Consider the following 14,138-nt stretch of genomic DNA (forward strand, 5'->3'; position numbering starts at 1 on the left):
GCCCACCGGTTCCCCCGCAACGCAAGGAGCGCCCCCATGGACGTCCGCTACACCGCAGTCGCCACCGCCAACGGCCGCGACGGCCGCGCCGTCACCTCCGACGGCCGCCTCGACGTGTCCCTCGCCCCGCCGCGCGAGATGGGCGGCAGCGGTGACGGCACCAACCCCGAGCAGCTGTTCGCCGCCGGCTACGCGGCGTGCTTCGCGAGCGCCCTCGGCGCCGTCGCGCGCAAGAACCGCCAGGACGTCCGCGACGTGTCGGTGACCGCCGAGGTCGGCCTCGGCGGGGACGCCGAGAAGGGCTTCGGCCTCACCGTCGTCCTGCGCGTCGAACTGCCCGACGACCTGGCGAACGGCCGCGACCTGGTCGAGCGCGCACACCGGATCTGCCCCTACTCCAACGCCACCCGCGGCAACGTCCCGGTCGACCTGGTCATCGAGTAACCCCGCGCGGGTGCGCTCCGCCGATCCCGATCCCGATCGCCGGCAGCGCGCATCCATGCTCGCCGGATCGCGCACCATGGGAAAGTGGCCCGCATGACCGACACCCCCGACACCTCCGGCAGCGGGCGGCCGAGCGTCCTGTTCGTGTGCGTGCACAATGCCGGACGGTCGCAGATGGCGGCCGCCTACCTCGCCCACCTGGCCGGGGACGCCGTCGAGGTGCGCTCCGCCGGGTCCGAGCCGGCCGACCGGGTGAACCCGGCGGTGGTGGCGGCGATGGCCGAGGAGGGCATCGACGTCTCCGCCGCGACGCCCCGGGTCCTGACGGCCGACGCGGTGCGGGCGTCCGACGTGGTCATCACCATGGGCTGCGGCGACGCGTGCCCCGTGTTCCCCGGCAGGCGCTACCTCGACTGGACGCTCGACGACCCGGCCGGGCGGGGCGTCGAGGCGGTCCGGCCGATCCGCGACGAGATCCGGAGGCGCGTCGAGGCGCTGGTCGCCGAACTGACCGGCCGCTGACCGCGCCGCCGCCCGCGCCCCGCCCCGTCAGCCGCACCGTCAGCCGGGCGGTCCGGGCTCCGGCGGCGGGCAGCAGGCGTGCAGGTACGTCCGCAACTCGGCGAGGGAGGCGTCGACGGCGGCGGAGTCGATGCGGTAGCGGACCTGCTTGCCGACCCGGCGGGAGGCGAGCAGCCCGCCCCGGCGCAGGACGGCGAGCTGCTGGGACGCCGTCGGCTGCGCGATGCCGAGCCGTTCGGCGACCGCGCCCACGGTGATCTCGACGCCGCCGGTGAACAGCTCGAGCATCTGCTGCCGCTGCTCGCTCGCGAGCGCCCTGAGGAACTCCCGCGCGCCGGGCCCGAGCCGGACCGGCTCCGCCCCGCACTCCGCCGCGTCCCCGGCGGGCACCGGCTCGACCACCGCTCCCCCTTCCGTCCCGCGTCACGCCGTCGCCGCGATCCTACGTCGAGCATTGTCATATTGACATATAAGAAAATGACAATATGTTTGCGGTCATGGGCAGCGACACCGCATCCGTCGTCATCATCGGTGCCGGCCAGGCCGGGCTGGCCGCCGCGCGGGCCGCCCGCGCGCTCGGGCTCGACCCGCTGGTGCTGGAGGCGTCCGGCGAGGCGGGCGGATCCTGGCGGCACTACTACGACAGCCTCACCCTGTTCTCCCCGGCCTCCCGCAGCGCCCTGCCCGGCGCCCCGTTCCCCGGCGACCCCGACGGCTACCCGACCCGCGACGAGGTCGTCGCCTACCTGGCCGACTACGCGGGACGGCTCGACGCGGACGTCCGCACGGGCCGGCGGGTCGAGCGCGTGGCGGCGGACGGCCGCTGCCTGCGGGTCGCCGCGGCCGGCGGTGCGGAGGTCGCGGCGCCGCTGGTGGTCGCGGCCTCCGGCGGGTTCGGCCGCCCGTACCGTCCGCCGCTGCCGGGCCTGGACGCCTTCCCGGGGACGGTGCTGCACTCGTCCGAGTACCGGCGGCCCGAGCCGTTCGCGGGGAAGCGGATCGTGATCGCGGGCGGCGGCAACTCGGCGGTGCAGATCGGCGCCGAGCTGGCCGGGGTCGCGGACGTCACGCTGGCGACCCGGCACCCGCTGCGCTTCGTGCCGCAGCGCATCGCCGGGCGGGACGTGCACGTCTGGCTGCGGCGCACCGGCCTGGACACCGCCGGGTGGGCCAGGCCGCTGCTGACCGGCGGCAAGGGCACCCCGGTCATGGACACCGGCACCTACCGCGCCGCCATCGCGACCGGCAACCCCGACCGCCGCCCGATGTTCACGCGCCTGGACGGTGATCAGGTCGTCTGGGACGACGGCACGCGCGAGCACGTCGACGTGGTGCTCCTGGCGACGGGCTACCGGCCCGGCGTGGACTATCTGGCCGGCCTCGGCGCCCTGGACGACGGCGGGCTGCCGCGCCATCGCGGCGGCGTCTCGACCACCCACCCGGGGCTGGGATACGTCGGGCTGGAGTGGCAGCGGTCGTTCGCCTCGGCGACGCTGCGGGGCGTGGGCGCCGACGCCCGCCACGTCCTGGCCCGGCTCCTCGCCCGGACGCGCGGGTGAGCGGGTGAGCGGTCAGGCGGCCCCGGCCCCGGACGGGACGGGCGCGGCGAACAGGCCGGACAGGCGGGTCAGCCGGTCCTCGACGACCCGGTAGTAGACCCACGTCCCGCGCCGCTCGCCGTCGATGAGACCGGCCGTGCGCAGCACCTTGAGGTGGTGGGAGATCGTGGGCGCGGACTGCGCGAACGCCCCGGTCAGGTCGCACACGCAGATCTCCCCGCCCGCGGCCGACGCGATCATGTTCAGCAGCCGGAGCCGGACCGGGTCGGCCAGCGCCTTGAACACCCCGGCCAGCTCCGCGGCGTCGGCCTCGCCCAGGGGCGGGCCGCCGAGCGGGGCGCAGCAGTCCCGGGCGGCGGTGTCCAGGTCATCCCCCGATTTCGACATACATCTAATTTGACACCCATCGATCCAGCGAGGCAAACTCGAAGCTGTTTAGACGAGTGTCGAATCAACCTCGGGACGCGAAGGAGCGAGCCGATGAGCACCCAGGACGGCGGCTGCTGCGGAGTGCACGCCTGCTGCACCGGCGCCGAGCGCCCCGCCGACCCGGCCGTCACCGCGCGGCAGGCCAAGGCCGACGCCGGCTGCGGCTGCACGGACGGCCGGACGGACGCGCCGGTCGTGGTGATCGGGGCCGGGCCGGTCGGGCTGGCCGCCGCCGCGCACCTGGCCGAACGCGGCCTCGACTTCCTCGTGCTCGAAGCGGGCGGCGAGGTCGGCGCGGCGGTCCGCGACTGGGGCCACGTCCGGCTGTTCTCGCCGTGGCGGTACGACACCGACGCCGCCGCCCGCCGCCTGCTGGAGCCCACCGGCTGGTCGCTCCCCGACCCCGACCACCTGCCCACCGGCGCCGAACTCGTCGACCGCTACCTCCTCCCCCTCTCCCGCGTGCCCGAGCTGGACGGACGCGTCCGCACCGGCGCCCGCGTCCTCGCCGTCTCCCGCCGCGGCGCGGACGCCACCCGGACGGTCGGCCGCGACGAGCGCCCGCTGCTCGTGCGGGTCCGGGAGGCGGACGGGACGGTCCGCGACATCGACGCCCGCGCCGTCATCGACGCGTCCGGCACCTGGGGCGGCCGCAACCCGCTCGGGCACTCCGGCCTGCCCGCGCCCGGCGAGGACGCGGCCGCCGCGCACATCACCGGGCCGCTCCCCGACGTCCTCGGCCGCGACCGCGACCGCTTCGCCGGACGGCGCGCCCTCGTCGTCGGCATGGGCCACTCGGCCGCCAACACGCTGCTGGCCCTCGCCGAACTCGCCGGCGCCGAGCCGGGCACCCGCGTCACGTGGGCCGTCCGCGGCGACTCCGTCGCCCGCCTGTACGGGGGCGGCGACGCGGACGGTCTCCCCGCCCGGGGCGCGCTCGGCACCCGCCTCCGGGGGGCCGTCGAGGCCGGGAGGATCGAGCTGGTCCGCGGCTTCGCCGTCACCCGCCTGGACGGCGACGGCCCGGTCGCCGTGACCGGCACCGCCCCGGACGGCGAGCGCACCCTCACCGCCGACACGATCGTCGCCGCCACCGGGTTCCGCCCCGACCTGGGCATGCTCCGCGAGGTCCGCGTGGAGCTCGACCCGGCGACCGAAGCCCCGGTCAAGCTCGCGCCGATGATCGACCCGAACGTCCACTCCTGCGGCACCGTCCCGCCGCACGGCGAGCGCGACCTCGCCCACCCCGAGACCGGCTTCTACCTGGCCGGGATGAAGAGCTACGGCCGCGCCCCGACGTTCCTCATGGCCACCGGGTACGAGCAGGTCCGCTCCATCGCCGCCGCGCTCGCCGGGGACCGCGAGGCCGCCGACGCCGTCCACCTCGACCTGCCCGAGACCGGCGTCTGCTCCACCGACCTCGCCCCGCCGGACGGCGCCGAACCCGCCTCGTCCTGCTGCGGCGCACCCGGACCCGTCGCCGTCGGGATCGCCGCCCCCGGACCGGCGGACGGCTGACGGCGCCGTCCGCGCGGGTTACGGCAGGAGGCCGGTGAAGCGCTCGTCGACCTCCTCCGGGGTGAGGCCGAAGTCGGCGAGGGAGTAGCGGTGCGACGGGCGGGCGGCGCCGCCGGTGCTCTCGGCCTGCAAACGCTCCATCGCCGACCGCGCATCGTCGCCGAACGGCAGGCCGAAGCGGGCGTAGACCGACTCGACCGTCCCGATCGGGTCGCGGACGAAGTCGTCGTAGTGGACGTCCGCGAACCGCGCGGGGTCGTGCCGGGCGCGCTCGGCGCGGAACGCGGCGAGGCCCCGGCTCCACAGGTCGAGCTGGTCGCGGCCGATCGTCGCGCCGGTGAAGGCGTCCGACCAGCCGGCGGTGGCGTGCGCGGCGAGGCTGCACATGGACGCCATCGCGGTGCGCGGCTCCCGGTGCGTCTGCACGATCAGCGCGTCCGGGTAGACCTCGAGGAGCGCGTCGAGGGCGAACAGGTGGCTCGGGTTCTTCAGCACCCAGCGCCGGTCCGGGTCGTTCATCCCGATCAGCCGCAGGTTGCGGCGGTGCCTGCGGTACGCGGGCGTCCAGTCCTGCCCGGCGAGCCAGGCGGAGTAGGACGGGACGTGCGCGAGGCACTCGAACGAGATCGACCGCATGCTCTGGCGGAGGAGCTGCCAGCACTCCTCGACGGTGTCCGCCGCGATGTAGTGGACGCCCATGAACTCGGGGTTGTCGACGTGGTGCCGCCGGTAGCTCTCGTCGATCGCCCGGTAGACCGGGTCGTCCGCCCACGCGCCGCGGGGCGGGCGCGGCTGCGGCACCTCCGCCAGCCACACCTCGAGGCCCTGGTGGGCGGGGTCGGCGGTGAGCAGCCGGTGCAGCGCGGTGGTGCCGGTGCGCGGCAGCCCGGTGACGAAGATCGGACGGTCGAGCGGGACGTCCGCGTGCCCGGGGTGCCGCCGCCACGCGGCCTCCGACCACAGCCGGGCCGCGAGGGCGCCGCGCAGGAGGGCGCGCTGCGCCTTGTTCCCGGCCGGGGTGAGCGCCGCCTCGCGGGCGCAGGAGTCGAGCAGCACGTCGAGGCCGTCGGAGTAGTCGTCGGCGCCGAAGTCGTCCAGGCCGGTGATCTTGCGGGCGGAGGCGTGCAGGTCCTCGGCGGTGCCGAGGGTCGCGCGTCCGGACGCCATCGGTGCTCCTCTCAGTGGTGCCACTCGCCGCAGTTGACGTCCAGGCACTGCCCGGTGACGGCGCGGGCGAGCGGGGACAGCAGGAACATCACGGTGTCGGCGATCTCGTCGGGCTCGGGCAGCCGGCCCAGGTCGGTGGTCGCGGCGGCCTCCTCGTAGACCGTCCGCGTCGGGACGTCCCGCGCGCGGGCGAGCTGCTTGAAGTACCACTTCAGGTTGGGCGCCCAGATGTAGCCGGGGGCGACGGTGTTGACGCGGACGCCCTGCGGCCCGAGTTCGGTGGCGAGGCTCTGCGCCATCGACAGCAGCGCCGACTTCGCCATCTTGTAGGCGCCGTAGGTGCGGCGGGAGTGCCGCAGCACCGCCGAGTTGATCATGACGACGGAGCCGTCCCGGTCGGCGAGCGCGGGCGCCAGCAGCCGGGTGAGCCGCAGCGCGGCCAGCACGTTCGTCTCGAAGCCCGCGCGGACGGCGTCCAGGTCGACCGTCGCGAGGTCCTCCAGCGGCGGCGTCGCGAACGCGTTGTTCACCAGCCCGTCGACCCGCCCGAACTCCTCCAGGGCGGTGTCGGCGAGCCGCGCGCACGCCGCCGCGTCGGTGATGTCGGTCGGGACGGCCAGCGCGCGGCGCCCGAGGCCCTCGACGTCCGCGGCGACCTCGGCGAGGCGGTCCCCGTTCCGCGCGGCGAGCACCAGGTCGGCGCCCGCCGCCGCGCAGCGGACGGCGAGGGCGCGGCCCAGGCCGGGGCCGACGCCCGACACCACGACGACCCGGTCCGCGAGCGGCGCGGCGAGCAGCGGGTCCGCCATCAGCCGAGCATCCGCCGCGCGACGGCGGTCTGCCGGGCCGCGATCCGGTCGCGCCACTCGTCCGGGCGGACGCGCTGGTGCCCGTGGTACGGCAGCCGGTCGGGCAGCGCGTCGAACGGCATCACCTCGACGGACGGGCCGTCGGCCGGGGTGAGGTCGCGGGCGAGGCGCTGCCAGCGGAACTGCAGGTAGCCGCGCCGGTGGCCGGTGGTCTCGATCCAGTTCGCCAGGCCGGGATCGCGCTCGCCGACGACGTACCGGATCATGCCGTCGGGGTCGATGCGGGCCTGGTCGGCGGTGAGGCTCGTCTGGTGGTTGATGTAGTCGAGCGACACATACCACATGCTCCCGAGCTGGAAGCCCTGGTAGGGCGCGACCGCCTTGTCGGCGGCCGGCACGGTGATCACCATGACCTCGTCGTCCGCCAGGTCGTAGTGCCCGACGGACGAGTACTGCGTGGCGAGCCCGCCCGGGGTGAGGCGCGGCTCGGTCAGCGTGTTGACTGGCAGCCGCAGGTAGTGCCACTCGGGGAACGCCAGGAACGTCCGGATCCGGGCCACGAGCATCCGCCCCGCCACGTCGAACCGGCGGGCCATCGCGGCGGCCGGCACCGGCGGCGGGGACGTCCCGAGCGTGTCGGCGCGGTGGATGCGGATCTCGCCGGGCCGCTCGGCCGCCCAGTCGCCGAACACCTCGCGGACGATCAGCATCGCCGAGCCGGGCGCGAGCGCGAAGTACCCCGGGCCCGCGTCCGGGCGCGGCGGCCCGAACCGCACCCGGTACCCGCCGTCCGGGCCGATGTCCAGCTCGCGGTCGTCGAAGGCGGTGAGGCTGTCGGGCGACGCGGTCGGCGAGTAGTCGCCGTTCATCACCTGGAAGCTGAGGTCGGCGGTGGTGCCGCGGCGGCCCGTCACCACGTACTCGGCGTCGTCGCGGATGTAGGCGTGGAAGTAGAGCGTGTCGGGGTTGTCGAGGCCCAGCTTGCTGTAGGGGCCGGTCGACGCGGCGAAGTACGGGAAGTCCTTCTGGTAGGCGCCCACCATGTGCAGGGACGCCTTGATGCTGCCGGCGAGGTAGTCGAGCCCCTCGGCGAGGTCCTGGTCGGTCCGGACGTGCGGGGCGGCGCGGATCACCCGTTCCGCCTCGGCGACCGCGGCGGCGAACCCGCGGGTGGCGGCGGTGTCCGGGTCGGGGTCCTCGGGGGCGGCGCCGCCCGGGGCGGGCGCGGGCGATTCGGCTGACTGGGGCGGTTCGGTGGTCACCGGGCTCCTCGGGTTGGCGGCACGGCCCGCGCCGGCGCACGGCGGATCATCGGCTGCAGGCCGGATACTAGAACGCGTTCTACCTGGGGTCAACGGGTCCGTGCGGTGCGGCCGCACGGCGGCGTCACGCGGCGCCCGGCGCCGGGGTGGTGATCTTCAGGCTCGGCACGTCGTCCAGCGACACCGTGTACTCGTAGGTGCGCCGGTGCCCGGTGCGCTCGACCCGCCACCGGCCGTCCTCCCCGCGCACGTAGGCGTCGGTGTAGTGCGCCGCGCCCCGGATCAGCAGCCGCGCCTCGGGGATGAGGACCGAGTCGTCCAGCGCCCAGATGCCGGTGGCCCGATCGCCGTCCACGTCGATCTCGGGCTGCCCCGCCGTGTGCGTGGTGATGCTCCCCGGCCCGAGGTTCTTCCGCATGTACGCGACGATGGCGTCCCGCCCCTCCAGCCGCAGCGTGCGGCCCAGCACCGGGGTGTCGTACTCGGCGACGGCGTCCGGGGTGAAGACCTCGGCGAACTCGTCCCACAGCTTGAGGTCGACGCAGCGCAGGTAGCGGTGCTTCAACCGGCGGATCTCTTCCAGCGCGACCAAATCCATGTGCACAGCCTGCTCGCCGCACGCGGATTAAGCAATAACAGGTTCTACTTCCCGGACGGCGCCGGCCCGCGGAGGGGGGCGGGGGGCGGTCGGCCGGTCAGCCGAGGAGGGCGCTGATCGCCTGGTCGATCAGCAGGTCGATCGCGAGCCGGACGATCTCCTTGAAGATCGGGATCTCCGCCAGCGAGGCCCCGAACGTCACGACGGCCGTCGCGATCGCCTGCGCGATGGCGATCGCCAGCATGATCAGCTGGATGATGACGTTGATCTTCAACGCGAGCACGATGCCCGCGCACAGGAAGAACGCCGCGCCGACGAGCGTCGCGCCCGTCGCGGCGTCCTCCAGGACCGACTTCGGCGACTCCTCCTCGCCCCACGCCTTGCGGAACGCCTCGATGTCGTCGCCCTTGTTCGCCGACATCACCTGCTGCGCCGCGCCGTCCGCCTCGGACACCACGCTCCGGACCTTCCCGGAGAACTCCATCCAGGTGGACCCGAGGTCGAACAGCTTCGTCTCGTCCGCCTCGGGCCAGGTGTAGCCCAGCATGCCCAGCAGCGAGATCAGCTCGCCCGGAAGCTGCAGTCCCATGTCACCTCACCGGGTCGTGCCGCCGAACGGTCACTTGCGGCCGCCGCCGGCCTTGGAGATGGCGTCGTTGAACGCCTGGCTGATCATCGTCATCTGGCGCAGGCTCTCGTTCTGGATCTCCTCGACCTGCTGGTTCAGCCGGTCGATGTCCACCGCCGGGCCCGCCGCGTCGGCGGCGTTGCTCCGCAGGTCGTCCAGCGCGGCGTTCGCGGCCGTCACCAGGTGCTCGCCCAGTTCCTCCGCCGGCAGCCGCATCGCGCGCGGGTTGATCTCGACCTTCTTGAGCCGGCCGCCGGACACCGCGGTGACCTTGACCCGGCCGTCGTCGGCCTCGCCGACGCCCTCGACGGTCTCGGCGCCGCCCGTCCCGGCCGCGGCCTTGCCCTGCCGCATCGACTCCAGCGCCTTGCGGGCCTCGGTCAGCATGCGGTCGAGGTCGTTGCTCGCAGAGTCCACGGAACCGCACCTTCCTTGATCAGCCCATCGAGCAGGATCCTAACCACCGAAGGCCCCGTGTGCGACATATGGCGGTCAATCACCGCAACGACCGGTCATGGCGCCGGTCACGGCATCGGTCATGGCATAGGTCTCACGGCATAGGTCTCACGGCACCGGTCTCACGGCACCGGTCACGGCCGGCGCGCCTTTCGGCGTCCCGCCCGGCCCCGGACGGTCGCGCCCGCCGGACGCCTCAGCCGTTCAGCGCCGCCGAGATCGACGTGACCTCGCCGACCATCTGCTGTTCGGCCTTCTCGTGGTTGTCGGCCATCGCGATCAGCTTCTCGCCGAAGCCCGACAGTTCCTCGGCCGACCCGGCGAACGACTCGTCCGCCTGCGCCTCAATGGCGGTATAGGACTCCCCGATCAGCATGCCGATGTCGTCGGCGCCCCACGGCTGCCCCATGCCCTGCACCGTCGACTTCAGGCCCGACCACTCCTGGTCGAGCCGGTCGCCCGCCGCCGACAGGGCCTTCGCCGCGCTGCGCAGCGTCTCCGGACGGACCTCGTACCCGTTTACCGTCATCCTCTGCCCCGATCCCGTGATCCGGCACCGTTCCCGACGTCCGCAACAGAATACGCGGCCCGCCGAACACCGGAACAGTCCCGCAGGTCTCCGCGCGCGAAGCCGCACGCCCGCGGACCCCGGAGACCGCCTGTTTATACTCCCGGGCCAACAACTCAATCCTGAGGGGTGATCCCACTGAGCCGGCGGAAAACCCGTACCGCACCGCAACTGCGCCCCAGCCCCCCGCATGCCGACCCCGGGCACCGCGAAGCCGTGCGCCCGCACCCTTCGCTCCCCCTGCGGACCGCGCGCTTCCGTGCGCGCACCGCCGCTCGAGGCGTCCGCGGATGAGCCCCCCGAGGAAAGGGAACGACAAGCTCGGCGTCGGCACCGGAAGAGCGGCCGGCGTGTTCGGAAACGTCGCCGGCAAACTGTTCGTCGTCCCGAACCGCAAAGGGAAAGTCGCCGTTCTCGATCCGAAATCGATCGACAGCAACACCCGGGCCCGGTGGCGCCGCGAGCGGAGAGGCGGAGGCGGCCAGAGCGTCCAGAGCCGCAAGGTGGATCCGAACGACCCCAACCTGGACGCCCGCGACCGCGAAATGCTCGACGCCATCGCCAAGGCGCGCCTCAACGCCGGCGACGACAACCCCGGGGTGAACTACAATGCCATCCGATACATCGACGGAAACGGCGACGAGCGGATTCTCGTGTCCCGCAGCGACGGGGTGCACTCCGAACGATTCGCCGCGAACTTTCTCCTCGACGACAATGTCCGCAAGGAGGATATTAAAGATCTGGTGACAGAAAGAGGCCCCTGCGTCAAGAATCCATCATGCTCGCAATGGGTCCTCCGAAATACCGCGGACCAGGACGGCAGCGGGGCCTACAATAATCCCGCGAACGTCGCCCATGTGGCGGACTACCAGGCGGGCAGCAATCTCAACAACAATCGACAGGCCACGAAAGACGTGAAAGAGTGGGTGGACAGCGTCTTCGCCCCGAATTCACCGTGGCGGTTGTAGCACTGGACACCGAGGACCGGCATGGCACCCGAACTGACCTTCGAAACACTGCGCGACACCTTCACGGAGACCGAGATCCTGCGACCCGCCGCGGAATCGATCCCCGGCGAGATCACGCACCCGGAGACCCGTGACTTCCTTTCCCGCACGGGCCTTCCCAGGACACTGCGGAACGGCGCGGTCGACATCGACGACATCGGCGACGGCGGCTGGCAGACCCTCGGCGCCCTGTGGGAGGAAATCCGCCCCCACGGCTGGACCTGGACCATGCCGGAACACCCCGAGCGCTGGTTCTCCCTGGGCGGCATCTTCGGTTTGGGACTCCTCGTCCTGAACGGGGAGACCGGGCAGGTCTGGATCATCCCGGAAATCGACGACGAAGACCTGACGCCCGTCCACAGCGGTGTCGACACGCTCGCCTACTACATGTACGCGATCGAACGGGACCGCGAACGCTACAGCCGGGAATTCGCCCTCTCGATCGAGCGGGACGCCGACGACCCCCGCGACGAAGCGGACGCCTACCTGGCGGCGGCCCGCGCGCTGGCGGCCGAACTCCACGACGTCGACCCCACCCCGTTCGTCAACGGGATCGACGAGGCGTGGGAGGACGACGGCGAGGGCCCCTGGGCGTGGATCTTCCGCGACATCTCCGAGGGAGGATGGTCCGCCTAGAAGAACCCCTACCGTGGTACCGAACCGGCCGGCGGCTGAGACCGCTCCCCATCTCGGAAGGAAAGCGTGACGAACCAGGCGCCTCTCAACGTGGGCGCGGGCCGGCTCCCGGCCATGGCGACCGTCCGCCGATGGGCGCAGGACCACCTGCGTCCCGCCCTGTGCATGGTGACGGGCTCCCCCTCCTCCGGGAAGAGCCGCCTGATCGCCGAGCTGATGGCGGACGACGCGTTCGCCGCGCGCTTCCACGCGTTCGTCCCGCTCCGCGGCATGACCCTCGCATCGGCCACCTGGGCGCTCGCCGAACAGCTCAGCCTCCCCGGCGAGACGCCCGAAGGGCTGCTCGCCGTCCTCGCCGCCGACGCCCGGCGCACGATGATCGTCGCCCCGTCCCTCGACGAGAGCGGCACCCTCTGCGACGGCGCGGAAGCGACGAAGATCGTCGAACGGCTGCTGCGGCCGCTGACCGACCTGCACCACGTCCGCCTCCTCGTCGAAGGGCGTCCCGAACACCTCGCGTTCACCGCGCACGCCGACGTGATCAGCCTGGACGACCCCCAGTACACCGACCGGGCCGCGTTCACCGCATGGCTCGGGCGCACCGCCACCGCCATGCGGGCCGACCCCCGCCTCGCCGCGGCCGCCGCGCAGTACTACCCGAACGCCGGCCTCGCCGAACTGGCCCTCCGCGCCGGCCCCGGCGACGACGTCGTGGGCCGCTGGCTCCGCCTCGTCCACCCGCAGGCATGGCCGGCCGTGGAGGCCCTGGCGTCCGCCTACGAGGACCTCGACGCCGACACCTGGTACCGCTGGACGACCGCGCTCACCGGCGACCCGCAGCGCGCCCGCGCCGCCGTCACCGCCGTCGTGCCCCTCGTCCAGCGCGTCGGCGACGGCTACCTCCTCGGCTGCCGCCCCGTCGTCGAAGCCATCCGGCGCGCCCGCACCCCCCAGGTCACCGCGCACATCGACCGGGCCCTCGGCGCGAGCCTGTACGCGTCCGTCCCGCAGGCCGGCGGCAGGCCCGACTGGTCCCGCGCGTCCGGCTACGTCCTGCGGCACCTCGCCCGCCACGCCGTCGAGTCCGGCGTCGCCCGGCAGCTCCTCGCCGACGCGGGCTTCCTCGTCCACGCCGAACCCATCGGCGTGACCGGCGCGCTCGAAGCGGTCCCCGGCCCCGCCACCGACGCCTGGCTGTCGGTCGGCACCGGCCTGCTCTCCGCGAACTCCGCCGCCGAGCGCGCGTCCGTCCTCCGGCTCGGCGCCCTCTCCCTCGCCGACGGCACCCTCGCGTCCCACCTCGCCTACTACGCCCGGCACGCCACGTGGGTGCCCGCCTGGGGCAACGTCCGTCCCGGCGACACCTGGCCGGGCACCGTCTCCAGCCTCGCCCTCGGCACCGAACCCGGCGTCCTCCACGGCGCGAGCATCGACGGCCCCGTCCACACGTTCTCCGCCGGCGACGGCACCGTCCTCGGCCGGACGCCCGCCAAGCCCGAGACCGCACGGGGCCTCGTCCCCCTCCCCGACGGCACGCTCCTGCGCCTCGACTCGTCCGGCGCCCTCGCCCTGCTCGGCCCGGACCCGGACGACACGCTCCTCGCCCGCCTCACCGGCAACGCGCCCCTCAGCGCCCTCGGCGCCGACCCCGCCGCCTCCACGATCGTCCTCGGCGACCGCTCCGGCGCCCTGCACGCCGTCCGCCCCGGCACCGACGACACCGACCGGTGCGACACCCCCTTCGGCCCGATCCAGGCCGTCACCTGCCTCACCACCCCCGACGCCCGCCTCGCCGTGTTCGCCGGCTCGGACGGCGCCGTCCGCATGTGGAACATCGGCGCCGACCTCCTCGACCAGCCCGCCGCCCGGCGCCCCACCGCCGTCTCCGCCGTGGCCTCCGCCCTCCTCCCGGACGGCCCCGCCTTCGCCGCCGCCTGGGTCGACGGCTGGATCTGGTTCTGGCGCTCGTCCCAGCCGGACATGCTGCTGGCCCCCTTCGGGCGCCCCGTCCGCACCCTCGCCCTCGCCCCGGACGGAACGCTCTACACCGGCGGCGCCTTCGGCGTCGTCGCGCTCCGCCCCGGCCGTCCCGCCGCGACCGCCCCCGCGAACTGAAAGACTGGCGCCATGACGGAAGACCTCGGACCCCGCTTGCGGAAGCAGTTCGGCCCGAAGGGCCTGCGGCCCCTCACCCCCCGGGCGCTCGCCGGCACGGCGCTCCCGCCCGCCTCCGTCACGTCCCTCGCCGCGGGCGTCCCCCTCCAGGTCGGCCCCTACTTCACCGCGACCGACCGGGAATCCCTCACCCTCGGCGACCACGCGACGGCCACCGACGCCCGCCGCCTCTCCCCGACGCTCTCCACCTGGTGCCGCCTCGGCACCGACCAGGGCGCGGAGATCTGCGTCGGCCCCTCCGGCGCCGTCCAGGCGGTCTTCATCGCCACCGACGCCGCCCCCCTGCACGTCAACGACACCGCCGAAGCCTTTCTCGACTCCCTCGCCGCCCTCGACCGCGCGCTTCCCGCCCTCCGCACC

17 protein-coding genes are annotated in these 14,138 nt (G+C 73.9%); 8 read left to right on the forward strand and 9 right to left on the reverse strand.

From position 1 onward, the window contains the following. The first annotated feature begins 36 nt into the window (after positions 1 to 36). Positions 37 to 444 (forward strand): organic hydroperoxide resistance protein, encoded by a 408-nt coding sequence (locus tag DMH08_RS33615; RefSeq protein WP_125620069.1) that lies wholly within the window; start codon positions 37 to 39, stop codon positions 442 to 444. A gap of 93 nt (positions 445 to 537) precedes the next feature. After that, the gene (locus tag DMH08_RS33620) at positions 538 to 966 is read left to right on the forward strand and encodes an arsenate reductase ArsC (RefSeq protein WP_125620071.1); all 429 of its coding nucleotides are present in this window, start codon (positions 538 to 540) and stop codon (positions 964 to 966) included. Between the two features lie 39 nt (positions 967 to 1,005). Here DMH08_RS33620 and DMH08_RS33625 read toward each other — a convergent pair whose 3' ends face one another. Next, positions 1,006 to 1,368: an ArsR/SmtB family transcription factor gene (locus DMH08_RS33625; protein ID WP_233617960.1), complete on the reverse strand. Its 363-nt coding sequence runs from the start codon at positions 1,366 to 1,368 to the stop codon at positions 1,006 to 1,008. Positions 1,369 to 1,463: 95 nt separating this feature from the next. Here DMH08_RS33625 and DMH08_RS33630 point away from each other — a divergent pair, with 95 nt between their 5' ends. After that, positions 1,464 to 2,525, forward strand: a complete 1,062-nt coding sequence (locus DMH08_RS33630) for a flavin-containing monooxygenase (RefSeq protein ID WP_125620073.1) — start codon at positions 1,464 to 1,466, stop codon at positions 2,523 to 2,525. A gap of 12 nt (positions 2,526 to 2,537) precedes the next feature. On the opposite strand, the gene DMH08_RS33635 is transcribed toward DMH08_RS33630, so the two are convergent. Further along, on the reverse strand, positions 2,538 to 2,912 hold the full coding sequence (locus tag DMH08_RS33635; RefSeq protein WP_125620075.1) for an ArsR/SmtB family transcription factor: 375 nt from the start codon (positions 2,910 to 2,912) through the stop codon (positions 2,538 to 2,540). A gap of 93 nt (positions 2,913 to 3,005) precedes the next feature. Here DMH08_RS33635 and DMH08_RS33640 point away from each other — a divergent pair, with 93 nt between their 5' ends. Beyond that, positions 3,006 to 4,472, forward strand: coding sequence for an FAD-dependent oxidoreductase (locus tag DMH08_RS33640; RefSeq protein WP_125620077.1), 1,467 nt, complete (start codon positions 3,006 to 3,008; stop codon positions 4,470 to 4,472). A gap of 18 nt (positions 4,473 to 4,490) precedes the next feature. Here DMH08_RS33640 and DMH08_RS33645 read toward each other — a convergent pair whose 3' ends face one another. The 7 genes from DMH08_RS33645 to DMH08_RS33675 form a co-directional block, all read right to left on the reverse strand. Then, entirely contained in the window at positions 4,491 to 5,639 is a 1,149-nt protein-coding gene (locus DMH08_RS33645; RefSeq protein WP_125620079.1) for a sulfotransferase family protein, read from the reverse strand. Between the two features lie 11 nt (positions 5,640 to 5,650). Further along, positions 5,651 to 6,448, reverse strand: a complete 798-nt coding sequence (locus tag DMH08_RS33650) for an SDR family oxidoreductase (protein WP_051300954.1) — start codon at positions 6,446 to 6,448, stop codon at positions 5,651 to 5,653. Further along, the gene (locus DMH08_RS33655) at positions 6,448 to 7,710 is read right to left on the reverse strand and encodes a hypothetical protein (RefSeq protein ID WP_233617961.1); all 1,263 of its coding nucleotides are present in this window, start codon (positions 7,708 to 7,710) and stop codon (positions 6,448 to 6,450) included. The genes DMH08_RS33650 and DMH08_RS33655 overlap by 1 nt, the downstream gene beginning before the upstream one ends. Positions 7,711 to 7,834: 124 nt before the next feature. Continuing rightward, entirely contained in the window at positions 7,835 to 8,308 is a 474-nt protein-coding gene (locus DMH08_RS33660) for a nuclear transport factor 2 family protein (protein WP_125620081.1), read from the reverse strand. 97 nt (positions 8,309 to 8,405) lie between these two features. Beyond that, positions 8,406 to 8,897 (reverse strand): WXG100-like domain-containing protein, encoded by a 492-nt coding sequence (locus DMH08_RS33665; protein ID WP_125620083.1) that lies wholly within the window; start codon positions 8,895 to 8,897, stop codon positions 8,406 to 8,408. A gap of 30 nt (positions 8,898 to 8,927) precedes the next feature. After that, positions 8,928 to 9,353 carry a YbaB/EbfC family nucleoid-associated protein gene (locus tag DMH08_RS33670; protein ID WP_233617962.1) on the reverse strand — a complete coding sequence of 142 codons (426 nt, stop codon included), beginning with the start codon at positions 9,351 to 9,353 and terminating at the stop codon, positions 8,928 to 8,930. Between the two features lie 235 nt (positions 9,354 to 9,588). Then, positions 9,589 to 9,921, reverse strand: a complete 333-nt coding sequence (locus DMH08_RS33675) for a WXG100 family type VII secretion target (protein ID WP_026403503.1) — start codon at positions 9,919 to 9,921, stop codon at positions 9,589 to 9,591. 329 nt (positions 9,922 to 10,250) lie between these two features. Between DMH08_RS33675 and DMH08_RS33680 the strand changes: the two genes are divergently transcribed. The 4 genes from DMH08_RS33680 to DMH08_RS33695 all read left to right on the forward strand — a co-directional run. Continuing rightward, entirely contained in the window at positions 10,251 to 10,928 is a 678-nt protein-coding gene (locus DMH08_RS33680) for a nucleic acid/nucleotide deaminase domain-containing protein (RefSeq protein ID WP_125620085.1), read from the forward strand. A 21-nt stretch (positions 10,929 to 10,949) separates the two neighbouring features. Beyond that, the gene (locus DMH08_RS33685) at positions 10,950 to 11,603 is read left to right on the forward strand and encodes an SUKH-4 family immunity protein (RefSeq protein WP_125620086.1); all 654 of its coding nucleotides are present in this window, start codon (positions 10,950 to 10,952) and stop codon (positions 11,601 to 11,603) included. 66 nt (positions 11,604 to 11,669) lie between these two features. Continuing rightward, the gene (locus tag DMH08_RS42515) at positions 11,670 to 13,718 is read left to right on the forward strand and encodes a hypothetical protein (RefSeq protein WP_125620088.1); all 2,049 of its coding nucleotides are present in this window, start codon (positions 11,670 to 11,672) and stop codon (positions 13,716 to 13,718) included. Positions 13,719 to 13,730: 12 nt separating this feature from the next. Then, a partial coding sequence (locus DMH08_RS33695; RefSeq protein WP_199748129.1) for an SUKH-4 family immunity protein occupies positions 13,731 to 14,138 on the forward strand: 408 nt, incomplete at its 3' end.

The organism is Actinomadura sp. WAC 06369 (assembly GCF_003947565.1).
Lineage (GTDB): Bacteria > Actinomycetota > Actinomycetes > Streptosporangiales > Streptosporangiaceae > Spirillospora > Spirillospora rifamycini.